Source organism: Thermococcus onnurineus NA1, from assembly GCF_000018365.1.
In the GTDB taxonomy this organism is placed as follows: Archaea; Methanobacteriota_B; Thermococci; order Thermococcales; family Thermococcaceae; genus Thermococcus; species Thermococcus onnurineus.
This window is the reverse complement of the sequence record NC_011529.1, coordinates 743,546-769,147: the sequence shown is the minus strand read 5'-3', so window position 1 is coordinate 769,147 and position 25,602 is coordinate 743,546. Positions and strand designations below refer to the sequence as shown.

At 50.4% G+C, this 25,602-nt stretch carries 30 protein-coding genes and 1 pseudogene; 10 read left to right on the top strand and 21 right to left on the bottom strand.

The genetic code is table 11. The features are described from left to right. Nucleotides 1-69: 69 nt before the first annotated feature. The 10 genes from TON_RS04255 to TON_RS04210 form a co-directional block, all read right to left on the bottom strand. Complete coding sequence (locus tag TON_RS04255; protein WP_012571789.1) at nt 70-720, bottom strand: peroxiredoxin; 651 nt, start codon at nt 718-720, stop codon at nt 70-72. A 225-nt stretch (nt 721-945) separates the two neighbouring features. Further along, complete coding sequence (locus TON_RS04250; protein WP_012571788.1) at nt 946-2,856, bottom strand: molybdopterin-dependent oxidoreductase; 1,911 nt, start codon at nt 2,854-2,856, stop codon at nt 946-948. 5 nt (nt 2,857-2,861) lie between these two features. Then, complete coding sequence (locus TON_RS04245) at nt 2,862-3,431, bottom strand: DNA replication complex subunit Gins51 (RefSeq protein ID WP_012571787.1); 570 nt, start codon at nt 3,429-3,431, stop codon at nt 2,862-2,864. Nucleotides 3,432-3,465: 34 nt separating this feature from the next. Continuing rightward, on the bottom strand, nt 3,466-4,215 hold the full coding sequence (locus TON_RS04240; RefSeq protein ID WP_012571786.1) for a DNA polymerase sliding clamp: 750 nt from the start codon (nt 4,213-4,215) through the stop codon (nt 3,466-3,468). Nucleotides 4,216-4,217: 2 nt separating this feature from the next. After that, a complete protein-coding gene (locus TON_RS04235) occupies nt 4,218-4,400 on the bottom strand; it encodes a hypothetical protein (protein ID WP_048055050.1) in 183 nt (60 codons plus the stop codon). After that, a complete protein-coding gene (locus TON_RS04230; RefSeq protein ID WP_012571784.1) occupies nt 4,382-4,714 on the bottom strand; it encodes a transcription factor S in 333 nt (110 codons plus the stop codon). Before TON_RS04230 ends, TON_RS04235 begins: the two co-directional genes overlap by 19 nt. 65 nt (nt 4,715-4,779) lie before the next feature. After that, nucleotides 4,780-5,211 (bottom strand): immunoglobulin-like domain-containing protein, encoded by a 432-nt coding sequence (locus TON_RS04225; protein ID WP_394295137.1) that lies wholly within the window; start codon nt 5,209-5,211, stop codon nt 4,780-4,782. Beyond that, nucleotides 5,199-5,651 carry an immunoglobulin-like domain-containing protein gene (locus TON_RS04220; protein WP_012571782.1) on the bottom strand — a complete coding sequence of 151 codons (453 nt, stop codon included), beginning with the start codon at nt 5,649-5,651 and terminating at the stop codon, nt 5,199-5,201. The genes TON_RS04225 and TON_RS04220 overlap by 13 nt, the downstream gene beginning before the upstream one ends. A gap of 449 nt (nt 5,652-6,100) precedes the next feature. Then, nucleotides 6,101-7,384, bottom strand: a complete 1,284-nt coding sequence (gene glyA, locus TON_RS04215; RefSeq protein WP_012571781.1) for a serine hydroxymethyltransferase — start codon at nt 7,382-7,384, stop codon at nt 6,101-6,103. Between the two features lie 138 nt (nt 7,385-7,522). Beyond that, on the bottom strand, nt 7,523-8,707 hold the full coding sequence (locus TON_RS04210; protein ID WP_012571780.1) for an aromatic amino acid transport family protein: 1,185 nt from the start codon (nt 8,705-8,707) through the stop codon (nt 7,523-7,525). A gap of 147 nt (nt 8,708-8,854) precedes the next feature. Here TON_RS04210 and cobB point away from each other — a divergent pair, with 147 nt between their 5' ends. The 5 genes and pseudogenes from cobB (at nt 8,855) to TON_RS10755 (ending at nt 12,144) form a co-directional block, all read left to right on the top strand. After that, nucleotides 8,855-9,607 carry an NAD-dependent protein deacetylase gene (cobB, locus tag TON_RS04205; RefSeq protein ID WP_012571779.1) on the top strand — a complete coding sequence of 251 codons (753 nt, stop codon included), beginning with the start codon at nt 8,855-8,857 and terminating at the stop codon, nt 9,605-9,607. Then, entirely contained in the window at nt 9,604-10,020 is a 417-nt protein-coding gene (locus TON_RS04200) for a DUF3783 domain-containing protein (RefSeq protein WP_012571778.1), read from the top strand. Before cobB ends, TON_RS04200 begins: the two co-directional genes overlap by 4 nt. Before the next feature lie 33 nt (nt 10,021-10,053). Then, nucleotides 10,054-10,782: a TIGR02253 family HAD-type hydrolase gene (locus TON_RS04195; protein ID WP_012571777.1), complete on the top strand. Its 729-nt coding sequence runs from the start codon at nt 10,054-10,056 to the stop codon at nt 10,780-10,782. Then, complete coding sequence (locus TON_RS04190; protein ID WP_012571776.1) at nt 10,739-11,320, top strand: ASCH domain-containing protein; 582 nt, start codon at nt 10,739-10,741, stop codon at nt 11,318-11,320. Before TON_RS04195 ends, TON_RS04190 begins: the two co-directional genes overlap by 44 nt. 60 nt (nt 11,321-11,380) lie before the next feature. Next, nucleotides 11,381-12,144 (top strand): annotated as a pseudogene (locus TON_RS10755) (sulfite exporter TauE/SafE family protein). A gap of 285 nt (nt 12,145-12,429) precedes the next feature. On the opposite strand, the gene TON_RS10720 reads toward TON_RS10755, so the two are convergent. The 4 genes from TON_RS10720 to TON_RS04170 all read right to left on the bottom strand — a co-directional run bounded on the left by TON_RS10720 (nt 12,430) and on the right by TON_RS04170 (nt 15,277). Next, complete coding sequence (locus tag TON_RS10720; protein ID WP_337998372.1) at nt 12,430-12,504, bottom strand: hypothetical protein; 75 nt, start codon at nt 12,502-12,504, stop codon at nt 12,430-12,432. A gap of 120 nt (nt 12,505-12,624) precedes the next feature. Then, nucleotides 12,625-13,848 carry a glycosyltransferase family 4 protein gene (locus TON_RS04180; protein WP_012571774.1) on the bottom strand — a complete coding sequence of 408 codons (1,224 nt, stop codon included), beginning with the start codon at nt 13,846-13,848 and terminating at the stop codon, nt 12,625-12,627. Beyond that, a complete protein-coding gene (locus TON_RS04175; protein ID WP_012571773.1) occupies nt 13,824-14,696 on the bottom strand; it encodes a lysylphosphatidylglycerol synthase transmembrane domain-containing protein in 873 nt (290 codons plus the stop codon). Before TON_RS04175 ends, TON_RS04180 begins: the two co-directional genes overlap by 25 nt. A 65-nt stretch (nt 14,697-14,761) precedes the next feature. Further along, nucleotides 14,762-15,277: a PepSY domain-containing protein gene (locus tag TON_RS04170; RefSeq protein WP_012571772.1), complete on the bottom strand. Its 516-nt coding sequence runs from the start codon at nt 15,275-15,277 to the stop codon at nt 14,762-14,764. Between the two features lie 208 nt (nt 15,278-15,485). Between TON_RS04170 and TON_RS04165 the strand changes: the two genes are divergently transcribed. From TON_RS04165 to TON_RS04150, 4 genes are read left to right on the top strand one after another with little or no spacing between them, the layout of a single operon-like run. Beyond that, entirely contained in the window at nt 15,486-16,019 is a 534-nt protein-coding gene (locus TON_RS04165) for a winged helix-turn-helix transcriptional regulator (RefSeq protein ID WP_012571771.1), read from the top strand. Between the two features lies 1 nt (nt 16,020). Continuing rightward, nucleotides 16,021-16,305 carry a DUF5985 family protein gene (locus TON_RS04160; protein ID WP_012571770.1) on the top strand — a complete coding sequence of 95 codons (285 nt, stop codon included), beginning with the start codon at nt 16,021-16,023 and terminating at the stop codon, nt 16,303-16,305. After that, nucleotides 16,298-16,948, top strand: coding sequence for a phosphatase PAP2 family protein (locus TON_RS04155; RefSeq protein ID WP_012571769.1), 651 nt, complete (start codon nt 16,298-16,300; stop codon nt 16,946-16,948). Before TON_RS04160 ends, TON_RS04155 begins: the two co-directional genes overlap by 8 nt. Next, entirely contained in the window at nt 16,941-17,408 is a 468-nt protein-coding gene (locus TON_RS04150; RefSeq protein WP_012571768.1) for a COG2426 family protein, read from the top strand. Before TON_RS04155 ends, TON_RS04150 begins: the two co-directional genes overlap by 8 nt. A 27-nt stretch (nt 17,409-17,435) precedes the next feature. On the opposite strand, the gene TON_RS04145 is transcribed toward TON_RS04150, so the two are convergent. From TON_RS04145 to TON_RS04130, 4 genes are all read right to left on the bottom strand, one after another. Then, nucleotides 17,436-18,719, bottom strand: coding sequence for an MFS transporter (locus tag TON_RS04145; protein ID WP_048055048.1), 1,284 nt, complete (start codon nt 18,717-18,719; stop codon nt 17,436-17,438). A 193-nt stretch (nt 18,720-18,912) separates the two neighbouring features. Beyond that, a complete protein-coding gene (locus tag TON_RS04140; protein ID WP_012571766.1) occupies nt 18,913-19,521 on the bottom strand; it encodes a YiiX/YebB-like N1pC/P60 family cysteine hydrolase in 609 nt (202 codons plus the stop codon). Nucleotides 19,522-19,774: 253 nt separating this feature from the next. Then, a complete protein-coding gene (locus TON_RS04135) occupies nt 19,775-21,097 on the bottom strand; it encodes a TldD/PmbA family protein (RefSeq protein WP_012571765.1) in 1,323 nt (440 codons plus the stop codon). Between the two features lie 10 nt (nt 21,098-21,107). Continuing rightward, nucleotides 21,108-22,529, bottom strand: a complete 1,422-nt coding sequence (locus TON_RS04130; RefSeq protein WP_012571764.1) for a TldD/PmbA family protein — start codon at nt 22,527-22,529, stop codon at nt 21,108-21,110. 140 nt (nt 22,530-22,669) lie between these two features. On the opposite strand from TON_RS04130, the gene TON_RS04125 reads away from it, so the two are divergent. Continuing rightward, nucleotides 22,670-23,806 carry an MFS transporter gene (locus tag TON_RS04125; RefSeq protein ID WP_012571763.1) on the top strand — a complete coding sequence of 379 codons (1,137 nt, stop codon included), beginning with the start codon at nt 22,670-22,672 and terminating at the stop codon, nt 23,804-23,806. On the opposite strand, the gene TON_RS04120 is transcribed toward TON_RS04125, so the two are convergent. The 3 genes from TON_RS04120 to TON_RS04110 are packed head-to-tail and all read right to left on the bottom strand — an operon-like array spanning nt 23,803 to nt 25,593. After that, complete coding sequence (locus TON_RS04120; protein ID WP_012571762.1) at nt 23,803-24,096, bottom strand: MazG nucleotide pyrophosphohydrolase domain-containing protein; 294 nt, start codon at nt 24,094-24,096, stop codon at nt 23,803-23,805. The two genes, TON_RS04125 and TON_RS04120, sit on opposite strands and share 4 nt — an antisense overlap. A 41-nt stretch (nt 24,097-24,137) precedes the next feature. Continuing rightward, nucleotides 24,138-24,818, bottom strand: coding sequence for an aspartate/glutamate racemase family protein (locus tag TON_RS04115; RefSeq protein ID WP_012571761.1), 681 nt, complete (start codon nt 24,816-24,818; stop codon nt 24,138-24,140). A 52-nt stretch (nt 24,819-24,870) separates the two neighbouring features. Beyond that, nucleotides 24,871-25,593, bottom strand: a complete 723-nt coding sequence (locus TON_RS04110; RefSeq protein ID WP_012571760.1) for a MinD/ParA family ATP-binding protein — start codon at nt 25,591-25,593, stop codon at nt 24,871-24,873. Nucleotides 25,594-25,602 lie beyond the last annotated feature (9 nt).

Below are 25,602 nucleotides of genomic sequence, written 5' to 3'. Positions count from 1 at the left end.
TTTAGCTTTTATTTTGGGCTTTACAGCCCAACAGAAGAGAAATCAGAAAAGAAGGGCAAAAGTCCATTTTCACTCAAGCTTCTTGTAACAGAACCACCAGTCGTAGCACTCGATCTCGCCCTTGGCCTTGGCTTCTTCGCGCTTCTTCTTCTCTTCGATGGTGGCAGCCGGCGGGATGATGACCTTGTCACCGATGAGCTCGTTGTTCGGCCACTTGTGCGGCAGAGCAACACCGTGCTCGTCGCTGGTCTTGAGGGCCTTTACGAGCCTGAGTATCTCATCCCAGTCCCTGCCGACCTCGGCCGGGTAGTAAACTATCGCCCTGATAACGCCCTTGTCGTCGACGACGAAGACTGCCCTAGCAGTAATAGTGGAGCCGCTCGGGATCATGCCGAGCTTGTCGGCGAGCTCACCGCGGTCATCGGCTATGATGGGGAAGTCGATCTCGACGCCGAGGTTATCCTTAATCCACTCCATCCACTTGATGTGGCTGAAGACCTGGTCAACGCTCAGTCCGATGGGCTCGACGCCAAGCTTCCTGAACTCCTCGGCCCTCTTCTGCATGGCGTAGAACTCGGTGGTACAGACCGGGGTGAAGTCAGCCGGATGACTGAAGAGTATGAACCACTTACCCTTCTCAGCAAAGTATTCCGGAAGCTTTATCACTCCGTGGGTGGTCTTAACCTCAACCTCTGGGAACTTTTCTCCTATGACGACCATCTTTCTTCACCTCCAATTTTTGTGTGTCGTCTTCACTATAAACCTGTTGGGTTCGAATATATAAACCTTTTGGTTCTGCTAACGGCACCAAATTTGACTAATATCCAATCAACTTAATAAGCTCGGGGTTGTTCGTGCAAAAAATACACTCATTTTACTGCCATTTTGTGATTAAAGTGCTGAGGAAACTTGTCAGAAAGGGGAAATTCTAGGCATAATCTTACCTCAGACTTTTCTCACATCAACCCAGGTTGAATGATAGGCAGACCCGTTGCCATATTTTTCGACGGTTTCATCGCTTGTCAAAAAGTTCACGTTCCAGCCGAGCAAAGAAGGCCAGAAGGCCTTATAGAGCAGGACGACGCCTTTAGGAACGTCATCACTAAGTTTCACGGTCGTTTTGATCCTCCCATTGTCGTTGAAAACCTCTACGGTGTCTCCGTCGCAGATTTCCCTCTCCTCAGCATCATCTGGGTTCATATAGAGGCTTGGGTCTATTATCCCGTAGGTGTTGTGGTACTGGCTCGTTATCGTCATCCTGTGCGTTGGACTGAGCAGGCGGAGTGGGTAGTTGCCCTGTGGGGACTTGTATTCCGGAAACGGTGATAGACCGCGCTCAGTGGCCCTCCGAGAGTAGAATTCGATTTTGCCACTCGGTGTTTCCCACTTCCTTGGCTTTTCTGGAACCTTTACGAAGCCCTTAGCTTTCAGCTCCTTCCAGCTTAGGTTGTTGATCTCCAGAACCTTCTGTATTACCTCCTCGTCGCTCTCGTAGAGGTGAGGGTTCTCGATGCCAAGGGCTTTGGCCAAAAGCCTCGTTACCTCGCTGTTGGATTTCCCGTAAAGCTCTGCAACTGGCTCGTTTAGAGCGACGTGGCGGTGATAGTAGGAGTCAACTATGTCGAGCCTCTCAAAGAAGGTGTTCGCCGGCAGGACGACGTCAGAGAATAGGGCTGTGTCAGTCAGGAAGATATCATGAGTAACAATAAAGACATCGTTTTCTATCAGGGCTCTCCTGAGCCTGTTCTGATTCGGCAAACTTGCCAGCGGATTGGAGTTGTAAACGTAGAGGAACTTTATCTCGCCCTTCTCGATGTATTCGGCAAGCTTCATCTGCGGGATTCTCTTTGCAGGCTTCGTGCGCAGGAAAGCCCCTTCGGCATAGCTCTTGTCTATCGTTTTCATGTCGTAGATGAAGCCGAAGCGATGACCGACTAGGGCCGGGAGAATTGAGATGGCCCTCACTGCCTCTCCACCACCCAAGGACCTCTGGAAGCCGTATCCGATGTGTATAACACCTTTTTTCTCAGCGAAGTCGAAGGCAAACTCCTCAATTTCTTCGCAGCTCAAACCCGTTTCGCGCTTCACGAAGTCAAGGTCCAATTTAATTACATAATTCTTGAATTCCTTAAAACCATAAACATTCTCGCGGACGAAGTCCTTATCATAGAGCTCATTCTCTATGATGAGCTTCGCAACGGCTAGAGCGAAGAGGACATCGGTATCGGGCATTATCTGGAAGAACTTGTCGCTTCTCTTTGCTGTCTCGGTTCTGACGACGTCGACGGTCCAGATTTCAAGGCTATGCTTTTTGGCCAGCATAAAGCCGTGAAGGTTAGTCCAGAAGGCGTTGATTCCCCAGTACACGATGAGCTTCTGCCTTTTTAGCTCCTCGGGATCCATCCCAACTGCCGTTCCATAGACGTCCCTCAAAGCCTCCTGGCCAGCCCGGTCGCAAATTCCGTAATCAAGCATCGCAGTGTTCAGGTAGTGGAAGAGCCTGAGCGGGAAGGCATAGTTCACGATGCCCCTATCCCCCGCGTACTGGTAGACGAGGACGCTCTCGCTTCCGTACTCATCTATCGTCTCCCTCAGTTTTTGGGCGACGAGGTTGATGGCCTCCGCCCAGCTGGCCTCTCGGAATTTTCCACTTCCTCTCTCGCCCGCTCTAATGAGCGGAACCTTAAGCCTGTCCTCCGCGTGGAACCACTTGGGCAGAAGCGCGCCCTTTGGACAAAGGAACCCCTCCGTTATTGGATGCCTGGGGTTTCCTTTGACAACTAGGCGCCCGTTCTTAACCTCACTTATCATCGAGCAGGTGTCGTAGCAGTCCCGCATGCAGGCGGAGAACGGCATAACCATCACGGGGATATCTTGATTTTTTCTGCCGCTTCCCTCTCGATGAGAACCTTGGCTATCTCCCGGGGTAGCGTCACCAGATCGCCCGCTTTAAACGGCCCGTATTCTTTCAGCTCGGCGTCGAGGATTTTGGGGAGGTCGATCTTGATTATGTACGCCTCTCTGGAAATGGTTTTCCCTAGTGGTTCTGCAGCGGGGATGCTCTCGGGAACCTCAACGGCTTCGGCTGGAACCTCGACCGGAATCTCCTCACGCTCTATGAATGCCCTCAGAATGGTGAAAATCCTCTTCTCCTCGGCTGTCATCTCTTGAGGTATTCCTTCAACGGCCAGATCTACGATTTTATGGAGCCTGATTTTGATTATTTCGCGCATTAACTTCTCGGCGATATTGAGCTGGGCGAGGTAAAGGCGCTCCTCGATGTCCTCACCCCTCTCGCGGGAGCTCTCAGCGCTGAGCTTAAGGGCTTTTATCAGACTGTCAAATTCCCTGTAGAACTCTTCGTCGAGCTCTGTGAGGTCCGGAGATGAAAGCTCCCCCTCCAGCAGTTCCCTGAGCTTAACGATGTCCACGCTCTCACCAGCCTAAATGGAGAAGGAAAAGAAATCAGTCCTCGACGCGCGGAGCGAGGAGGAATATCAACTTACCCTCGTCCCTTATCGGGTACTCCATCTGGAGGGGCATCTCGTTGCCGAACCTTATGATGACCTCGTCGGCCTTTCCGATACCTTTTATCATATCGGCGAGGTAGCTGATTCCGTATGCACTCTTGGTCTCCTCCTCAACCTCGAGGTCGAGCAGGCCCTCGTCCTCAAGGGTGAGCTTTATCTCAACCTCGTTGGTCTCGCCCTCTGCCTTCATGATGAACTCGTTCTCCCTTGCTATGAACTTGAGGGCGTCGCTGACGAGGGAGGCGTCCTTAACGGCCTCCTTGAGAACCTCTCCGAGAACAACGACCTTTGCTGTGAACGGAAGCTCCGGAAGGTCGAGCTCGAGTTCCTCAACCTCGATAAGTGGCAACCTAAAAGTTCTCTTGGCGGTTCCCTCGAAGGTGATCTCGAGGAAGTTCTCGTCGCCTTTCCTGAGGATGAGGGTGTCCTTGTTCTTGCCGCGCTTGAGTATCTTCTTGAAGTGGTCCATGTTGATTCCAACTGTCTCCTCTTCCTCGACCTCATACTTGGAGAATATGCTCTCCGGGAGGTTAAGATCGATGAGAACGACCCTGCTCGGGTCCATGGCGCGCATGCTTATTCCTTCCTCGGTTATCTTGAAAGCCGCCTCGTCAATCAGGTTGCTTGCGGTGGCTATAAGATCGGCGAAATCTTTGGCACCATCAAAAACTATCTCGAACGGCATTTTTATCCCTCCTTCAGTATATTGAGCATCAGCCTAACTCTTTCTTTCCCCCGGAATAAATAAGCTTTTCCGTTATCTGTATCGGGCAGTCTTTTATAGGCCTCCTCAAGCTCCTTAAGAGCCTTTTCGGCGAGGCGCTTTAAAACTTCAAGCTTCTCCTCCTCGTTCACTCGTAGGACCTCCATACGTGGCCACACTTGGTGCACTTGTAGAATATCGTGCTTGGCTCGTCGCCGGCCCTCGTCTGGAGTTCCCACCAGTAGGCCTCGTCGTTGCCGCACTTCGGACAGGTTATTTTGACCTTTGGAAGGGTTGCCAGATCCTGCTCAACGACTATTATTCCCTCGTCGGGCTTATGTTCGACCTTCTGGGTTATTCTTGTCTTCTCCCTGTCCTTCTCCTCGTCGAAGGGCTCTTCATAACCACACTTTCTGCAGACCCAGACCTTTCTCTTCCTATCCGGGAGCATAAGGTTACCGCACTCTGGACAGAACTTCATTTTCTCTCACCCCTACAGCCGGGGGTGAGGTATGTGGTTGGGGGATAAAAAGTTTTGCCAAGAATTTAGTCCGCTATCTCAAACTCCATGCTAGCGTTCACGCATCCCCGCGGCCAGCCGCAAATTTCCTTGACGACCTTGTATCTCCCGGGAGGGAGGTCAGGATAGAAACGAGGGTCTCCTATGGATTCGTTTTCAGGCAGGTATTTCAGGGTTATCCGCTGCTTCCATGAGCGGAAAGGTGTGAGGACTATGAGGTCATCTGTAAAAATCAGTCCAGTCCTAACTCGAACCCAGCTACCGTTATCCCAGCGGTAGAGGAGGTATCCCCGGCCAAGTTCAATTGGCATAAGTCCGATGTTCCTTACAGTCAGCTCGGGCCGTTCTTCCTGAGCGTAAGCTTCCTTATCGAGGCTGATCATGAAGTGTGGACCGGTAGCACCCCAGAGAAGAAGGATAAGGAGAGAGACAAGGGGACCCTTTCTCAACTCTGCCACCCCCAGCCGGTGATGTCGAACTCGGCCTCGGGCTTTACCGTCACGTTGCCCACGAAGACGCTCTTGACTATTTTGTAATGTCCAGGCTCGAGGTTGAGCTTAGACAGATCTATACTTTGCTCCCAGCTCTTGCCGGGCTCAATGATGATTGCTATCTCAATAAAGGCTATGTCCAGCTTTACCTCTTTCCAGTTGCCGTTCTCAAGTCTGTAAAGCTGGAATGCATAGCCGGTAGTTGCTTCCGAGTCAGCGTTGTTAATTACTGTCAGAACCATAGTCTCATCCGGAGCATAGCTCGTCTTGTCAAGTTTCAGAACGACATCTGGGACGTCTGGAGTACCGTCCGTTCCGCCGTTGTCCCCTTCTGCGGGGGATGAAGCCATGAAATAGGCTATGGGAATTATTAATAGTATCAGTAGCACAGGGACTGCCTTTTTCATGTGAACCACCGGAGAAGTGTCAACTTTCAGGTTTTTAACGGTTGCCAAAGCTTCAAAAGAGATTGAAGTGATCAGTTGGAGGTTATTTGAGCTTCTTTATTTTAGCAGAGATGGAAGGGAAGCAGGACTTATTCAAAGTCAATGTCCAGTTTGAACTCTGTGGCTTTATTCGTCTAATTTTAGCCCCTTATTTGAGCCACTTATTTAAAGTGGATTACGTAATGTTCACGATGTCCAGCCATATTCTACGAATGAATTAAACACAAAGGCCAGACATCACTTTAATTTACTGGAAAAGCGAGTTTATAACTTTTTCTGCGATAAAATATGATGAAAAAACGTTAAGTTTGGATATAATCTAGCATTACGGTAGATTTGGTGGATAGGCCCCAAAACCGCCCTGGAGAAATCTTGATTACTAACTTGCGAAATTGAAAAAATAAGGAAAATTATTCCTTCATTGGGAGGCCGTGGTCAAAGGAGTAGTAGACCTTCTGGTACTCCTTCCTGTACTCGGCAACTTCCTTCTCGACCTTCTTCGGATCCTCCTTGTCGATTAGGACCCGCCTCATAAAGACGGCGATGTCCTTCATATTGTCCTCGAGCATTCCAACGCGGGTCATCTCCTGAACGCCTATCCTGAGTCCGCTCGGGGTGTTAACTTTCTCGAGCGGGTCCCACGGCAGGAGGTTCTTGTTGAGGATAATTCCTGCCTCCTCGAGCAGCGGAGCGGCCCATCCGCCGGCGGCCTCGTGGAGATCGCTAACATCGACAATGACCTGGTGGCTCTCGGTGTAGTCCTTGTCCTCGCCGATGACCTTGAAGCCCTCCTCGGCGAGGGCCTCGGCGAGGGCCTTGGCGTTCTTGACAATCTGGGCCGCGTACCTCTCACCAAACTCGAGCATCTCCGCAGCGGTGATGACCTTTCCGGCCATGTGATGGAGGTGGTGGTTGCTGAGGACACCCGGGAAGATGGCCCACTGGAGCTTGGCGACGTCATCACCGAAGTTCTTGTAGAGGATTATACCGCCCTGCGGTCCTGGGAAGGTCTTGTGGGTCGAGGCGGTCATGATGTCAACGCCCTCCCTGAGTGGGTTCTGGAACTGCTTTCCGGCAATGAGACCGAGCACGTGGGCTGCGTCGTACATGACGTAAGCACCGACTTCCTTAGCCACCGGAGCAAGTTCCTTGACCGGGTGTGGGAACGGGAAGAGCGAACCACCGAAGACGACTATTCTTGGCTCGAGCTCACGAATGAGCTGAGCGGCCTTGTCAACGTCGATGTTGAACTCCTCGTTGTCAAAGGGCCAGGTGTGGACTTCAAGGCCCCTCATTCCAGCGGCTCCGAAGGGCATGTGGCTTATGTGGCCACCATGGGAGGTGTGCAGAACGATAGCCTTGTCTCCCGGCTGGGTGAGACCGAAGAAAACTGCCTGGTTGGCGTTGGTTCCGGATATAGGTCTGAGGTCAGCAAAGTCGCTTCCAAAGAGCTTGCAGAAGAGGTCAACACCGATGAGCTCGACCTCATCAACGTACTTACAGCCCTGATAATACCTCTGTCTGGGCCAGCCCTCGGCGTACTTGTGCATGAAGCCGCTAGAAACGGCGCGGTTGACGCTTGGGGAGGTTACGTTCTCACTCGCAATCAGGTTTATGGTTGAGCTCCTCCACTTCTCGTGGGCCTCCAGATACTCAATAACCTTGTCTCTGTAGGTTTTGTAGCCGTTCTCCATGGGAAACACCTCGATGAGGATTTGAACGGGGGGAATATAAATCTTACCGCAGAATTGAAGGCTTATTCATGTGCTTTCTTTTCCATTCCGGCTGGTAGCCGGGAATCCTTTCGAAAAAGGATAGAAAAAAGCAAAGGATTACTTCCTGAGCTTGCTGGCAAGGTAAATAAGAATCGGCAGCACTATGAACGCCAGGAAATCACCGGTGTCGCCGGCGAAGGCCAGCACATCGGCGAAGTTCTTGACCCCTGCAAAGTAGAGTGTAGCCGGCGGTATAACCGTCAGTCCCCATGCTATCGGCTTCTTGAGTCTCATGAACTCAGCGTTGTTGCTCTGCTGAGCTAGGGCGATGCCTATATAGCTCGTGGTTATGGCCAGCAACGGAATTAGGTTGCCTACGAGCTTGCCAACGTGGCCATAGAGCAGCTCGAGCCCCTGAGTGGCGATTTGCGGGGTGTTCTTTCCAAAGGCGAGAAGGAATGCTGCCATAAAGACAGCGTAAATGGCCGTTGGAATGAGGAACGCCAGGATAATGACCTTCTTGGTCTCTTCGTAGCTTCCGAGTCCCTTGTAGACGTCGGGGATTATGGTGTGGCAGCCGAGGGCGAAGATGGCAACGCCGGTTATGCTGAGTATTCCCGAGAGGTCGGTGTAGAGGCCGTTTTCGAGCTCTGCGTGGGGGGTGAGCATCAGGGTAACGCCGATGAAGAGGGCGAGCATTATGTAACTCATTATGAGCTCGGTCTTTCCGCTGGCTTCGAGTCCGTGGTAAACTACGAGCGATGCCAGAACCCAGAATATGAGCGCTCCAAGCGTGTCGCTTATACCGAAGAGGCTGGAGAAGACGCTGCCCATTCCCGCTATGTAAGCGAGGAGCGCGCCGAAGCTCATTATGAATATGCTGATGTACATGAGCCAGCCTCCTGCCTTTCCGAGGGTTCTGTTGGCTATGGTGCTCATCTGTGCTCCGCCCATCTCGGCGGAGAACTTCAGCACTATGAATGCCGTCGCCAGCATCAGAAGCATCACTCCTAAGAGAACGCCCAGTGCTGGGATCAGGCCAACCTTTGAGGCTGCATAGGGAAGTCCAAGCACCCCTGCCCCTATCTGTGTTCCCACGAGTATTGCCAGGGCCTCGTTCTTTGTGATGCGTGCCTTTTCGACCTTTATCGTGGAGGTTCTCAAAGCTACCGTAGCTTTTCTTCTCCTTAGGTTCTGGATGAGGGTGACCTTTTTACGTCTCCCTGCAGCTAGTCTCCCCACATAATACCTCCCGTGTGAGGTGGTGACTTTTCTCCGGGGGGTTCCATCAGTAACGGGCATCTCTCTCACCTCTGTAAAATGTACTCATGGATACAATTTAAAGGCTCGCACGAAAATGTGAAACCTGCTTCAAAGATTATTCGGCGTAGATGGGAAAAGGGCTCAAGGTCAGGCATGATTTTTAAAGATAGCCGAGTAAGTATAATCATGATAGAGGAAGCCTCAAAACTGCTCGCCCGCTCGAGGTTTGCCATAGCCTTTACCGGGGCTGGAATAAGCGCAGAGAGCGGTGTTCCAACCTTCAGGGGCTTTAACGGCCTCTGGAAGAAGCACAGGCCGGAGGAGCTGGCAACGCCAGAAGCCTTCAGGAAGGACCCTCACCTCGTCTGGAGCTTCTACAAGTGGAGAATGGGGCTCATAATGAAAGCCAGACCCAACAGGGCTCATTACGCTTTAGCTGAGCTCGAGGAGATGGGCATTTTGAAGGCTGTGATAACCCAGAATGTTGACGACCTCCATCGTGAGGCCGGCACAAAAAACCTCATCGAGCTCCACGGCAACATCTTTCGCGTTAGGTGTACTTCCTGTGGCTATGAGGAAAACCTCAAGGAGAATGGTCGCTTGGAAGAGTTCCTGGTCCAAAAAGACCTGCCAAAGTGCCCAAACTGCGATTCGCTTCTGAGGCCTGACGTGGTGTGGTTTGGCGAGCCGCTGCCGAGGAAAGCCCTGGACGAGGCCTTTAAGCTCGCGGAGAAGGCAGACCTGGTTCTAGTGATTGGTACCAGCGGTGTTGTCTATCCCGCAGCTTACATCCCCCAGATCGTCAGGGAAACTGGGGGCAAAGTCATTGAGGTAAATCCTGAGGAAAGCGGGATCACGCCCATAGCCGACGTCTTCCTGCGCTGTCCGGCTGGTGAGGCTATGGAAAAGTTGATGAAGAGGATTAAGGGGCTGATATGATGGGTGGAAAGGTTCTCCTCATTGGCTTTAATGAGGATGAGGTCGAAAAGATAATGGATGTCCTAAACGGCCTGGATGTCCTTGAGGTTCCCGAGTATTGCCGGGGCTGGATCGTTGGAGAGATAGTTACTAAAGCCGAAAAGCTGAGAGGTTCGAGCTACTGGCATCTCAGAAAGTTCGTGATAATGCATGACGTTGACAACGAGACGCTGAAGGGGGTAATAAAAGCAGTCCGCTCCCTCGACCTTGGGAGGGTAATATTTGCCACCACGACGGAAACGTCCCTTACCTGGAAGCTCGAAGATTTGCTCAACGAGCTTATGGAGGAGGACGAGTACTTTCAGGCCATGAGGTGGGCGAGGAGGCAGGTGAGTGAGAGGAAAGGCCCGTTCCTCGGCCTTGGGAAGGATTAAATAGGAGAAAAGCGTAGGGATGGTGGTGACTAGATGATAAGAGTCGTGTTCTTTGACCTCGACGACACGCTCGTTGACACGAGCAAACTCGCCGAGATGGCCAGGAAAAACGCTATAGAGAACATGGTACGCCACGGGCTTCCCGTTGATTTTGAAACCGCTTACCATGAGCTCCTCGAGCTCATAAACGAGTACGGAAGCAACTTTGGGAGGCACTTCGACTACCTCCTGAGGAGGCTTGACCTACCGAACAACCCCAAGTGGATAGCCGCAGGAGTTATAGCGTATCACAACACCAAGTTCGCCTACCTCAAAAGCGTCAAGGGCGCTAGAAAAGTCCTCCTCGAGCTCAAGAAAGATGGCTTTGGCCTCGGGGTGATTACCGACGGCGACCCCATAAAACAGTGGGAAAAGATACTCCGCCTCGAGCTCGATGAATATTTTGATGAGGTCTTTATATCCAACGATCTCGGCGTTAAGAAGCCTCACAGAAAGATATTTGAGAAGGCCCTGCGGAAGTTCAACGTCGAGCCCCACGAGGCGCTGATGGTCGGTGACAGGCTGTACTCGGACATCTACGGGGCGAAGCAGGTTGGCATGAGGACAGTATGGTTTAAATATGGGAAGTACGCCAACCGCGAGCTGGACTATCTGGAGTATGCGGACTTCGCGATCAAGTCATTGGGAGAAGTTCTAGAGATCGTCAGGGGGCTGAACCTTGAAGAGAAAGAGCGTGCAGATAAGGAAGTTCATGCTGATTGACAGCGCCTACAAATCAAGGATTCTCAGGGGAGACAAGGTCACAACGATAAGGTATGGGGACTACGAGGCCAAGCCTGGAAGCGAGATTTACCTAGTCATCACGCCTAGCGATACTGCCATAGCCAAGGTCAGGATAACCCGCGTCGAGAAAAAGAAAGTTAAGGAGCTCACCAACGAAGATGCTAGGCTTGACGGCTTTTCCGACGTCAGGGAACTCGTCAGAGAGCTGAGCAAAATCTACGGGGAGCTCTACGGTGACGACGAGGTTACGATAATAGGCTTTGAAGTCATCAAGCGCTTCGAGGACGGAATACCTCTCAAGTGGCTCAAGGGCCTCAATTACCGTGAACCGGGGGAGATAGCGAGACTCTACCTTGAAAATAAGGAGAAGGTCAACCTAAGCCGCGAAACTGACTTCATACTGCGCAGAATATACAACGAGGGCCTTGGAAGGGCCGTTAGAACCTTCGGGCCGAAAAAAGTTCAGCAGGCGCTGCTCAAGGCATATCATGTGCTCTACGGGGCTGGCATCATTTAATTGGGGATCGGCGGGAAATTTTAAAAGGGCACACTTTAATTTATCACTCGGGGAAATCGTATGAATCTAGTGGATTCTGTAATCTCTGGGTTCCTCTCTGGACTGTCGCTTGGCCTTACAGGAAGCGGTGGATCAGTCCTTGCAGTTCCCCTGTTAGTATATTTCGTTGGTCTTGATCCCCATACTGCAGTTGGCACCTCCTTGGTTGCCGTAGGGATAACCGCAATCATAGGATTCTTAATGCACTGGAGAAAGGGAAACGTAGACTTTAAAACCGGAACGCTAATGGCCCTCACAAGCATTCCCGGAGTTTATATTGGCAGCTACATGAACAAATCTGTAGAAGGGCCCCTTTTGATGACGCTGTTCGCGGTTTTGATGATAGCTATAGCGATTAAAATGGTGAGAAACAATAGTAACCAGGTTCAACAAGTTAAAGATGGGAAAGAATTAGCCGTATTAATGTTGCTGGCCTTGGCTTTCTCGTTGGGCTTGCCTCTGGATTCTTTGGGGTCGGAGGTGGCTTTCTGCTTGTCCCTGCCCTGACGATGGGTGCAGGCCTTAAAATGCACAGAGCCGTTGGGACGTCTCTCTTTGTAATCGTTCTCAATGGACTTGCGGGCTTTGTGAGCTATGAGCTCCAGGGCAGGGCGATAGACCTTGTGGTGGTGGTACTCTTTGTTCTGGGCGGGCTTATTGGAGACGCCATCGGCGTGCGTACAGCAAAATCGCTTTCCTGCAGGGAGCTGGGACAGGTTTTTGCAGCCGTAGTGATTCTTGTGGCCCTATACCTAATGTGGACCAATCTACCGAAGGTGATATGAACTTCCTTCGTCGCTATCAGATGTGAGATTGCGAAAGCTCAGATAGTCTCTCATTAATAAAATTCTGCATTTTCCTTTTTGTAGTGTTCTGTAAACCTTTTAAGAATCTAGGTTTTCTTCCCTGTGTTAAAGCAGTAGTCAAAACATACTTTTTTCATTGGAACATAAAGCTGCAAATTTGGAGCTCTGAACGAGACCACCTCCCCAAAATTCTTCAACACTATGAGGGACTTTCTTATGACCTTATTTGCTTTATCTTTTGGGAGCTCATCCAAGCGCTCATAATTATATGCTGTGACATCCTAGCTTATGACCCTCATCAATCACGTGCTTCACGAGGTGGGGGTATTCCTTTGCCATTTGTGCGGTAAAGAAGAAGTTCCTCTAACTCCTTATTTCCTCTAGCAAATCCAGAATCTTTGGAAGTTCTTCCTCCATTCCCCGGGTTGTGCTCAAGTAAGGGGACAGTTCTGTTCCACATCAAAGGTTGAAGACACTAGCATTTGTAATTCCTCTCTTGAGCATTTGGTGGAGCTTGTAAAGGGCGAAGGGCTCTTCATCTGCCTGATCCATAGTCTTCTCATAGGCGTTCAGTATCTGGGGAACTACTGCTTCCCAGCTAAAGTGGTTTTCCACACTTTTTCGAGCATTTTTGCCCATTTCTTGTCTCCTCTCTTCATTGGTAATTAGCGACATCAAATTCTGCACCAGTTCATGATCATTATTGGAAACCAGACCAGTTCTCCCGTGCTCTACAATCTCGCTTATTCCCCCGTGGTTGTTAGCAACTACCGGAACGCCGCATGCCAACGCTTCCAGTGCGGCTATTCCAAACGCCTCATATACCGTGGGTGAGAGGTATACATCACTTACCTGCAGGTATTCTCTCACCTTTACCCTTGGCTGTCTTCCGAGAAGTTTAACAATGTCTCCAACACCATATTCCCTGATGAGCCGTTCGATATTGCTCTTTTCAGGCCCATCCCCAATTATCAGGAACGTTACGCCCCTTCCATGCTCCTCTTTTATCCTCCTTGCAATTTCCGGGATCACGTGAATTCTTTTCCTCTTCGTTAGGCGTGAGGTGGTAATTACTACAACCCCACTCAAGCCAAGGGTTTCCTTCTGCTCTTCCCTATCCTCTGAGGGCTTCCAGAAATCGATGTCTATCCCATTTGGAATAAGGTATATCTCCCTGTTTCCCAGGCTTTTACCGAGGATTGAACGCATATCCTTTTCAACTACATTGCTAACGGCTATGAATGAACTAACCTTGCGGAGTGAGAACCTCAGGAGCACAATATATACTGGGTTCAAGATAGAGTCACCGAGAAGGGAGTGGCCGGTCACTATGCTTGGAACACCTCGTATCCCAGCAGAGAGATTAGCAACTCCAACGGCCATTGGGGAGTATATGCTGTGTCCATGGGTTATATCAAAGTGCTCCTTTTTATATAGCTCGTTTATCTGTTTCATCATCTCCGTTCCAATGCTTACATGAAAGCTGTTCATTGTTATCCTGCCCTTAAATCGGTGGACTTCATAGGGGAGGTTCTCATCGGGATAGGTTCCAGAACGTGTAATCACATGGACGTCATGTCCAAGGTGTGTGAGCTGTGTGGCAAGGTCGTGGATGTGATATTCTATTCCACCAACGCTTGGAAAGAACCAGTCAGAGACTAATGCAATCTTAAGGCTTTCCATATTTCGACACCCCCAGATGTCATCAGAGCAATAAAACCTATCACCGTGCTTGATACGTAGGAAATGAATCTCTCGAGCAGGGTTACGGAGATGGCAAGTGTTGATGGAATCCCAAAGTATGTAAGAGTCCCCATTAACCCACTCTCTACTATACCAATCCCTCCCGGTGTGAAGGCCAGCAGGCCAAACAGCAGGTTGGCCAATGAGACAACTGAGAGGAATGTGAGCGGGGGACTCCACCCAAATGCCATTGCTATAAGCTTGAGTCTCATAACATCCAAAAACCACACCATCGAGCTCAGGGCGATTGCGAGTATGTTTACTGCCGGCTTCTTTCTGAGCTCAAGCATCCTGACTAGATCCTCTTGCGTTAAATTGACTTTAAAGATTCTAATTGATAGTCTGATTATCTTGTCCCATTTGAACCATATCACGACCACGATCACTGACAGAAGCATAACGAAGAGGATGAGGTGGGTTGCAAAGTACGAGACACCCAGCACCACCAGGATAAGTATGGGTACTATCTCTGAGATCCTTTCGTACAGTATGCTGGCAGTTGAAACGGCCACAGGTACCCTGTGCTTCTTTGAAATCCACGTAATCCTTAAAATTTCACCGCCCCCGCGACTCATAGGGGTTATATTGTTAACAAAAATAGAAGAGAGGTTTATCTTTAGGAGGTCGGTTAGCGGAACGGTTTTTCCCATTCCCCCAAGTACTATCTTCCATCGAAGGGCATAGATAAACACGCTTAGGTAATATGTAGCTATCGCTATCCCTAAAAGCTCGAAGGCCCTGCTGTCCAATGATTTGATGAGTGTAGTGTATGTGTTGACGCCCATCATGGTCTCTCCCACACGTCTGCTTCTAAAAGCTAAATGGGGTATTGAAAAAAATAAAAGGAAAAGATTTAGTTTTCATCCTCCTGCTCCACTTCCTCGTTTATGCTGTCCGAGTCGGATGAATCTTTGGAGGTCTCTTTTTCCAGTTCTTTGTTGCTTTCCTCTTCCACGCCGCTTTCCCCGTCAACGTAAAGAACCTTCCCGTCACCTGCATCGACCTTTACATCCTTGATGATCCCATTGCCTGTTTTGACCTCCACGGAGTAAACGAGGTATCCATTTTCGTTGTCCAACTCAACTTTGACTACACTTCCGTTTACCTTTGAGAGCGCGGCACTCTTGGCCTGTTCGGGGGTTATCTTTGCCAGACTTTGGAGGGCTTTTGCTTCTTGCCCTTCACCCAGGTTGTCGTATTGGTCAACTTTTATGCTCCCAACGTAGCCGGGTGACTGGAGGTCGCTTCCCACACTGCTGGTAGTTGTGTTTGAGGTTGCCACTGCAAAGGCTCCAATGCTCACTGCCATTATCAGTGCCGCTATTACTGCGGCAGTTTTTAGACCAATGCTGAATTTCCATATCCTCATGGTTTATCACCCCCTTCGGGTTCTCAGTTTAATGTATGTAACGAGCTATTATATAGCTCTTCTGGCTCAATTCTCGAAGTATTAGTTCACTTTTCGAAATGTTGGGATCCTGACCTACGTATAAAGCCAATACTACCATAAGAACACTTCTAAAACTGAACCACAAAACCTTAATTAAGAGCCAGAGCATACGTATCCAAGGATAACTATGAGTAGTGGAGGGCTCAATGAACGTACCAAGCTCGTGCTCGAATTCATCAAAGAAAACCCCGGTCTAAACTTCAACGAGCTATCTCGAAGACTTGGTCTGGCCAAAGGAGACCTTCAGTATCACATTCATAAGCTCGAGAAGCTCGGATTGATCACATCAAAAAGAAGTGGACTGAAACGGCACTACTTTCCAGCGGGCATCTTCAATGAAAAGGAAAAGGATATCTTAGCCCTGCTTTCCAGCGAGAACGTGAGGGGGATAATAATGTACATGATCGCAAATCCAGGAGTCACCCAGAAGGAGCTGTGCAAGGAACTGGGTCTGTCCCCACCCACGGTCAATTACTACATTGGTAAACTGGAGGAGCTAGGTCTCGTTCGAAGTGTGAAGGATGGAAAGTTCGTGAAATATTACTTTGCGGGGGATGTTGAACTCTTTATCAAAATGATCCGGAATTATCACCCAAGCCTGCTCGAGAGATGGGCGGACAGGATTGTAGACATATTTATGGACTTTGAAGGAGGTGACTGAAATGCTGGACGTGGATCAACTTCTGAGCCTTGGCATTGTTACCTTTTCACTTCTTCTTACCGGCGCTTCACTAATCGCATACCACCGGACAGGGCTTAGAAAGTTCTTTATAGTATCTCTTGCGTTTCTGCTCTATGCTGTGAAAGAGCTTGTGGAGCATGTGGACATAGTCTTTCCCGATATAGAGAACAGTACCCTGGAGCTCATGACGAATCTCGTGGAGTTCTTAGTGATAGCCCTATTTTTTGCTGCCGTGGCCATTAAGGAGGGCAGGAGGAATGGGTGAAAGTACTAAATATCGAGCTACACTGGCATTCACGGCTCTTATAATTTTCTTGCTTCTTGCTGAATGGGTTAGGCTTTTCGATGGCATTAATACCTGGATAGACTCAACTCTCCCCCAAGGAGGTTCTTCTGTAAGCCTGCTCACCGATACAGCGAGCTTTGTTGCAGTTGCCGTTTATATTCTCATATTCCTCCTGTGGGATATTTTGAAGCAAAAAAAGTTGAGCAAGTTTACCATTGAGATAATCATTGGTGTTGTCATCTCGATGTTCATAGTGGGCTTGTTGAAAGTCTTAATGGGTATTCCGCGCCCGGGGGAGGCCCAAGTTCACTGGAATTTGATCGAATCACTAAAGAACGCCGACTATTTCGCGTTTCCTTCGGGCCACACCACCAGGGCCGCAGTGCTCGCGTACTTTCTGAGCAGGCGCTGGAAAAAGTTCTGGCCGCTCTGGTGGGGTTGGGCAATTGGGATAGCCCTTTCAAGACTGCTACTTCACGTTCACTGGTTCAGCGATGTTCTCTTCGCTTTCATACTTGGCCCTTGGGTGGGCATGGTTGTAGAGCTCGCCGAAAACTGGTGGCTTTCCCACTACAGGGCAATAGTCAAAAAGCTCAAACTGGAGGTGTTTGACGTTGAATAACCTCCTTGAGGTTTTCATACTATCTCTGGTTCCCACATTCGAGGGAAGATATGCTATCGTTTACGGCATAGGTAAAGGCTATCCCCTGTGGAAGACCCTTCTGGCGGCTTCTCTTGGCGTTCTGCTTCTCTCGCTTGTCCTTCCGGCGATCCTGCCCTACATAGACAGACTTATGCTCTGGCTGGGGAAAACGCCGCTGGAGAATGTTGCGAGGCTCTATCTGTACTACATCGAGCGAGTGAGGAGAAAAGCCCACCCATACGTTGAGAAGTGGGGATTCCTCGGATTAACAATCTTTGTCGCCATACCCTTTCCCGGAACTGGCGTATGGACGGGGGCTCTGGCCGCTTACCTGCTTGGCATCGAGAAGAGAATGACCGTTCCCGCCTTGATCCTCGGAGGACTCCTAAGTATGGCGATAACGCTTGTGCCCAGTCTCGGGATCTTCGGGGTTTCGTGATGGGAGCTGAAAAAATGAAACAGAGATTTAAGCCAGCTCCTTCCCCATAGTCTCCTCGCCAAGGATCAGAACGTCCAGAGCGCCTATTATTGAGACCACCGCTATGACCAGAACTGCCAGGGCAGCTCCGCTAACCTCCATGATCCTCCCGGCCAGTATCGGCGCTATCCCGCCGCCTATCCTGGCCATCGCCCCAGCCCAGCCGGTGCCGGTTCCGCGCACGCTTGTGGGGTAGAGCTCCGGCGTGTAGGCGTAGATGGCGCCCCAGGCGCCGAGGTTGAAGAAGCTGAAGAGTATGGCGCTCGAGAGTATCATAGCCTCGTTGGCGGAGCTTGCGGCCAGGTAGAATGCTACCCCTGCAATTCCTGATAGAAACAGGTACGAAGAGAGAGTCTTCTTCCTCCCGATGCGCTCGATAAGATATGCGGCGCTCCAGTATCCCGGCAGCTGGGCTATGGCGGTTATGATGAAGTACTGGAAGCTCTTAAAGACGGTTATTCCAAGCGTAGCGGAGAGGAACTTGGGAAGCCAGATGAAGAAGCCGTAGTAGGCGAAGGCTATGCTGAACCACGCAACGGTCAGCATGAGGGTTCTCCTTGAGTATTTCCTCCAGAGATCGGCTATAGAGGTCCTCTTCTGCTCCTCGCCGGGTTTCTGAAGCTTTACATCAACGCCGAAGATCCTCCTCAGTATTTCCTCGGCCTCCGAGATTCTTCCCTTCACGAGGAGGAACCTGGGAGATTCAGGCAGAGTCAGCAGGAGAGGCAGAATAAGGAGGATCGCTCCACCGAAGAGCAGGATATTCCTCCAGTCTGCCCTCACAAGAAGGGCCACCACTCCGATGATTATGGTTCCTATTGCCCAGAAGCTCTCAAGGATTGAGATCATTGCTCCTCTCACGGACTTCGGCATGAATTCGGCGAAGTAGGAGCTGGCAACTGGCAGAGAACCTCCGAGTCCAAGCCCCACGATGAACCTGAGGGCTATGAGCTCATCAAGACTTCCCGCAAAGGAGCTGACTATGGAGCCGAGCGAGAATGTGACGACGGCCAGGGTCAGAGCTTTTTTCCTTCCTATGCGATCCGCGAGGATTCCGAAGAGCCACGCCCCAAAAAGCATTCCGAAGAGGGCCGCCGAGCCAAGAGAACCGAGTTTGGCGAGGCTACCCTGGAAAGCAGGTTCCTCCTTCAGCAAGGGTATAATCAAGCTCGCGGCTATAGTGTTCACAGCAATGAACGCCCATATCGCTCCGAGGACTGCCAGAAGCCTGTAGTGAAAGCTCTCTAATTTGGAGTTCTCGATGACTTCCATCCTGATCACCTCAAAGACCAGCTTTTCGGCTATTAAGAAGGTAGAATGGGGGGCTTTAAGAGTTTTTAGATTGTTTAAGGGTTGAACAATGTCTGCATCAGACATCCCTTTGAAAGGTATTCCCTGGATAAAAACGGGGGATAAAAACGGGCACTTTGGCCTCAGAGATATCATTGAGAAATTTTAAAAGGATTCAGACAGAGTGGTAGTAGATTATCGAGACCTCCGGGTCGTCGTAGACTTCCTGTGGAGCAACTGCATACCCATAGGTCCAGCTCCAAGCACCATCGTTTTCGTCAATGTTTATGCTGTATCCAGATGCCCACATGTATGCTGCCCAGACGAGCTGGGAACAGTAGTAACTGTCACTGTAGATGTCGGGCTTGCTGAGGTAGTTCCAGTTGTACGGCTTGCCATACTGGAGATAGGCGAAATATGCAGCATAATAGCGTATGGTAGCATCAGCGGTTATAACCCTGCCAATGGCAACAGTATCGTACCTGCTCAGGAACTTGCTGAGGGGGGTAAATGTCACGCCGTTACTTGTAGTTGCTTCAATGACTATCCAGTCTCCTATGCTACTGTCGTACCACCCAATTATACCCACGTGTGTCCAGAACCCGGGTATAACCCAATCGGTCACACCTTCTGAGTGGCCGAAAACAAGGTCGCCCTGCACTATACCCGAAGGATAGGGATGCACATAGGCACCACTATCTCCACTGATGCTGGCCGCAGCTACGGAACTAACAAACGCAGCTAGTACAAGAATCACGCTCAGGATTCCGGCAACCCTTTTCATTTAACCCACCCCCAATTTAAACTATCATAGAAGTGCACTATGGTCTAATAAAGGTTTTCCTTTACCATTATAAATTGTTAGTGTACATTTCTTTGCATTGAGGAACACTTGGGGTGGTAGAAGAAGATAAACGTTTCAATTTTCAAAACGAGTCCAAACGACTAAGTCGGGATTTAATCCTATACACAACACTTCCATGGTTATAATAACAGAGAACGGCAACTTGAAGGATAAAAATAAAATAATAACGATGTCACTTTGTTGCTCTCGTTATTCCCACGTCCTTCACGACCACGTATGGTGTGAAGACAGGAGTTCTGACCTCCCACCAGTGGATGTGGTGGATGTCCTTCCCGAGGGCAGAGATGTTTTCTAGAATTCTCTGGAAGTTGTCGCTCACGCGGATGTTCCTTATGGGCTTCAGCTCGCCGTTTTCGACAAGGAAGATGCCGTCCCTCGGGATGGTCGAGAAGTCGCCGGTAACGTAGTTCTGGAAGCGGGTGTACCAGACATTGGTGATGTATATGCCCTTCTTGACCTCACTGAAGAGATCCTCCTTGGTGTAGTCACCTGGTTCAAGCAGGATGTTCCAGGCATGCGGCATGGCGAGTCCTGCGTTGGCCGTTGTTTCGGTTCCGTACTTCTTGGCTAGGCTCGTGTTGAGTAGGAATGTTTTGAAGGTTCCGTTCTCGATTATCGTTGTTTCTCTCGTCGGAACGCCTTCATCGTCGAACTTTCTGGTTCCGTAGGCGTTGGGCATGTTTCCGACGTCTTTGATGGTAACGTCCTCGTTTGCTACTTTCTGCCCGAGCTTGCCAGCGAGGAAGGAGAAGCCTGCCTCGGCGGCATAGGCCGACGTCATGAAGCTCATATAACTGAGAAGATTGGCGAAGGCCAGCGGGTCAAATATCACATCGAACTTTCCTTCCGGTCCCTGCTCCGGGTTCTGTGCCATCTTGGCTATCTCACCGGCCTTTCTTCCCGCACTTTCGGGATCGAACTTCTTGAGAATCCTCACCGAGTTAGTGCCGTGGCCGCTCTCAAGGTCGCCGATGAAGGCTCTAACGCTTATCTCTATTCCTGTTCCTTCGTCAAAAGCCTCGACGCCGTTGCTCGTGGTGAGATAGATCCTGTTGTGGTCAGTGTATAAAACACCGGCGACACGCTTAGCCCTCTCCTCGAGGGCCGCGTTTATGGCCCTCTCAACGTACTCGTTCGGCTCATCGAGCTCGACTATGGCTTTATCGAAGGTCTCGGGTATATCTCTGTACTCGAAGGGCCCCTCTGCTATGCCGTAGTAGTCCTCCTTCGGGGCCATGTTCTTTAAAGTCGAGAGCAGGGCCTTGAGCGTCCTCTCGATGTTCTCCTCGCTCAGCTCAGTGATGCTTGTTCCCGCGATCCTCTTATCAAGCTCGACGAAGAGCTCCACCTTCCTCTCGTGCCAGTTCTTGGCGACAGTTATCTCGTTGTTGGCGAAGCGCACCTGGCGCCTGTCCATCTCGTAGCCGAGGACGACAACATCGCCGAAGCCAAGCTCTTTGGCCTTCTTAAGGATGAATTCGTTAACGTCAAACATCTCCACCACCTCATGGCCTCCTCAGCGGTATCCCCCTGAGCCTCGCAGGGGCACCTCCCATCCAGACAGGAACGCCCTGGCCAGGCTCGCCCTTACCGCAGGTTCCTGGGAAGTACTCAACCTCTTTGCCAACGGCATCGACGCTGCTCCACAGTGCCTTGGTGGTTATCTCCAGAATCGGTCTCCTCACGGGGTGCTTAATCTCGCCGTTCTCGATGAGATAAGCCTCTCTGCCGATGTAGCGCTGCTGATAGCGTCTGTCGTCTATGTTCCACTCGTTGAAGGAGACCATGTAAATGCCGAGCTTTATGTCCTCTATCAGCTCATCAAAGCTGTAATCTCCGGGGGCTAGGTAGGTGTTGGCCATTCTCACTATCGGCTCGCGGTTGTAGTTTATCGCTCTGGCTGAAGCGTTGGAGCGCTGGCCGAGTTTGGCTGCGTACTCCCTGTTTGTGAGGAACTCGGTTATAATCCCATCTTTAATTAGGTAGCGTGGCCTTGCCTTAACACCCTCGTCGTCGTAGAGGTAGAAGCCCCAGCTGTTGGGTATCGTTGGATCCTCTATGACTGTGACAACTTCGCTTCCAATCCTCTCACCCAGCATCTCTGGCTTTACGAAGCTTTCACCGGCCTGCGCCGCCTCCCTACCGAATATTCTATCTGCCTCATAGGGATGCCCGACGCTCTCGTGGACGGCTATGCCAGCGACCTCTGGGCTTATGACTACATCTACTTTTCCTTCGGGCGGTTTCCTACCCTCGCGTATGAGTCTTTGAAGAGCCAAAACGTCTTTAACCGCCCACTTCCAAGGCTCGTCCTTTTCAATGAGCTCCAGTCCACCTGAGAAGGCCCTCTGCACGAAAGGTGCCTGCTCCATCTGGCCGTTCTCGGAGACAACGAGGTTGTACATCATGGAGACGCGCGGGATGACGCTCTCAACGAGTGCACCTTCGCTGTTCATGAATATCTTGTGCCAGATCTGGTCAGAGTACCTGAGGAAGCGCATCGGTGTCTGTGCACCAGCCTCCAAAACATCCTCCTCAACTTTTTTCAGGAGCTCAAGTTTTTCCTCCACCGAAACGTCGCGGAAGTCCTTCCTCATCTTGACTTCGTAGTAAACCTCGTGAAAGTCTTCATTGCTAAAGCGAATAGGCTCATTCCTTACCTTCGAAGCTGCTTTAGCGAGCTTGACAGCTTTTTTAACCGCTTCGGCAACGCTTTCTTTGGTGAGGACGTTCGTTGAGGCAAATCCCATGCCTCCATCGACCAGAATCCTCACGCCAATTCCCCTGTCTGAGATGACTTCAAGGCCTTCAGGATTGCCGTTCTTCATTGCCAGAGAAGTGCCGTTCTTCTCCTCGAAGCGAGCCTCGGCATAACTCGCCCCGAGCTCTAAAGCCTTTTCAACGGCGAACTCAACGAGTTCATGCATGCACATCACCTCAGCTTACTGCATAGGGAAGTGCGCTCGGAGGTATAAAAGTCTTTCCGCTTCGATGACGGTCGAAAAAAGGCTTTAATCTTCGGTCTGTTATGCGTACTTTTAGGAGTATGAAATCACGGAGGGTGGCGATGGACTGCATTAAACGCTTCTACCTCGCGGGATTCCTCTACATTGCCCTTTATGCAGGCTTCTATCAGGTCTACCTCCAGAGCTTAGGCCTATCTAAGGGGCAGATTGGCCTGCTGGCGGCGGTTTCTCTACTCCTTGTGGCCTTCCTTGAAGTTCCAACTGGAGTGGTGGCGGACAAGATTTCAAAGAAGACAAGTGTTCTGGTGGCGAGGGCTCTTTTTCTTGCCTCTCTTCCCCTGCTCTATTTTGCTAATTCTTTTGCTGACGTATTCCTTGCTACTATCATAGGTGCCCTCTCAACGGCTTTTACCACTGGTGCAGAAACAGGCTGGCTCTATGAGCTTTTAAAGAGAGACGGACGAGCAGATGAATATCCGAGAGTTTACGGAAGACTAAGATCCTTTGAAATGGCCGGCGGTTTCGTTGGAACTCTTACAGGGGGCATCCTTGCGGACTTTGCTGGCAGTATGAGGCTTCCAATAATCCTGAGCCTTCCCTTCGTTCTGACTTCGCTCTTAATACTCGTCACGATTCCAAAGGACACCGTGAGAAGCGGGCTTCCATACGGTCACCACCTTCTTGAGAGCATCAGGTTCGTCTGGAACTCCCGCGAAGTTCTCTGGCTTTTCATCTATGCAAACATCATTGGCCTTCCCGTGACCCTCTTCACGGCTTTCATGCAGCTCTACTTCTATGGATTCCTCGCGTCCGTTCTCGCTGTTTCGGGTGTTGTGGCACTTCACATGACCATCAACAGCATTTCATGGTACATTGACGTAGGGGATAAAGTGAGGGAGAGGCTTTACCTCTATGCGGGGATTCTTCTTCCGTTCCTCTCACTTCTCGCGGGACTGAGCGGCTGGTTCGGGCTCATCACGCTGGTTCTTGAAACGTTTATATTCGCCCAGGCTTTCAAGGAGTGGCAGGGAAGGTTTCAGAAGGCGATCCCCGATGAGAAAAGGGCCACTGTTGGTTCCCTTTACTCCCTCATAGCGGCTACCACTAATGGGGCCCTCAACGCTGTCCTTGGGTGGCTCTTTGATTATGTGGGCATAATGCGTGGGATAGTCCTCGCATCGGTGTTCTTTTTGGGGTTGAGTTCTCTGGCATTCACTAAAAAGATGAGAAATCTCTAAAACTTCTCTTCGCATTCACACGGGTTCTTTCCGCAGTAGGGGCAGACGCCCGGGTATTTCTTCTTTGCCGCTTCCTCCAAATCAACGCCAACGAGGTTTGCTAAACTTGAGAGCCACGCTAGAACGTCAGCGAACTCCTCCTCCATCGCCTCCATGTCATTCTTCCGTATCGCCTCCGCTAACTCCCCAATCTCTTCCACAAACCAAAGGAAGGTCTTGTCTATGCCGCGTTTTGAGTCCTTATGAAAGTAAATCTCCCTTATCATTTCCTGGAACTCGCGAATCTCCATATCTTTTCACCCAACGAAGGGGAAAGAAAAGGGTATAAAAATCACTCGCTCGCCAGCTCTATGAGCTTCCTCATGTGGATTTCCGCCGTATCGAAGACCTCAATGCTAACGTCTCCAGCCTTTATGGCCAGGGGAAGCTCCGTGCAGCCAAGGATTACTCCTTTGACTTTCTCTTTCCTCGCATACCTCTCGATTAGTTCGACTATCCAGGCCTTGTTTCTGAAGTTTTCGAAGGCCAGCTCGTTGAAAATTATCGAGTTGAGCCTCTCCTGCTCCTCCTCGCTTGGAACCACGACTTCAAAGCCCTCCTCGCGGAGCGCGTTGACGTAGAAATCGGAGCTCATGGTTGTTTTAGTTCCGAGGAGGAGAACGCGCTTTATCCCTCTCCTCTTGATTTCTTCAGCAACTGCCTCTATTATGCTCACCATCGGAACGTTTACTTCTTTCTGAACATCGGGGAAGACTTTGTGAGGAGTGTTTGCGGACATCGCTATTATTTCTGCTCCTGCCCTCTTGAGGGCCTTGGCAGCGTTGATTAGGATCTTCTTCCTCCCCTCCCAGCCTTCGGGGTTCTCGAAGAACTCCTTGAAGTTTATGGAGTAGATTATGAGTTCTGGATAGAAGTGCTTCCCAAACTTCTCGCGACTTATCTCGATGTATCTGCGGTAGTAGTAGCAGGTTGATTCTGGGGTCATTCCGCCGATTATGCCTATCCTTTTCATCAGAATCACCAAGAACTGGGAGGAAAACAAACTTTATGAGGGTTTCGGGGCATTAAACGAAAAGTTCTTCAATTGTGTAAGCTATCTCTGTTATCACTCCAAGATCATCGCCCCACTCACATACAGGAGTGCCAGCGTAAGTGCTTTCCAGTATGAATGGATCATAGGGTATTGTTCCCAGCAGAGGCACTTCAAGCTCATTAGCTATAAACCTCTCGAGGGAGAGGAGGGCCTTCTTCGGAATGAGTGGTTTGTTAAGCACGACCCAAAGGTTTGGATGCCCCAAGTGGAGGAACTTTCCCACTATCGACCCCACCCAGTCCTGGAGATTTCTGAGAGGAACGGTACTGGGGTCTATTACGAGTATCTGGTAATCCAGCCCGCTAATTAAGGGCCGGGCGGCTATCGGCAGACCCGATGGAAAGTCGATCAAAACTACACCGTAGTACTCTTTAACGTACTCAACCAAGCCAGTAAGTGCTTCGAACGAAAGCCTGCGGTGTATTTCCTCATTCGGATCGCCTGGCATGAGGTAGAGGTTTTTGATGTGTCTGTGGGGGAATATCAGCCACTTTATCTCCATCTCGTGATCCTTGAGGTAGGAATGTACTGTGTACTTTGGGTTTATCCCAAGATGAAAACCTAGGTTGGGAAAATACAGATCCGCATCAACAAGAAGAGTCCTGATCCCCTGCATAGCCAGGCATGCCCCTATATTCGCGGTAAGGGCAGTTTTGCCCGTTCCTTCCAGGCCGGTTATTCCTTCAACCACCATTTTGGCTCA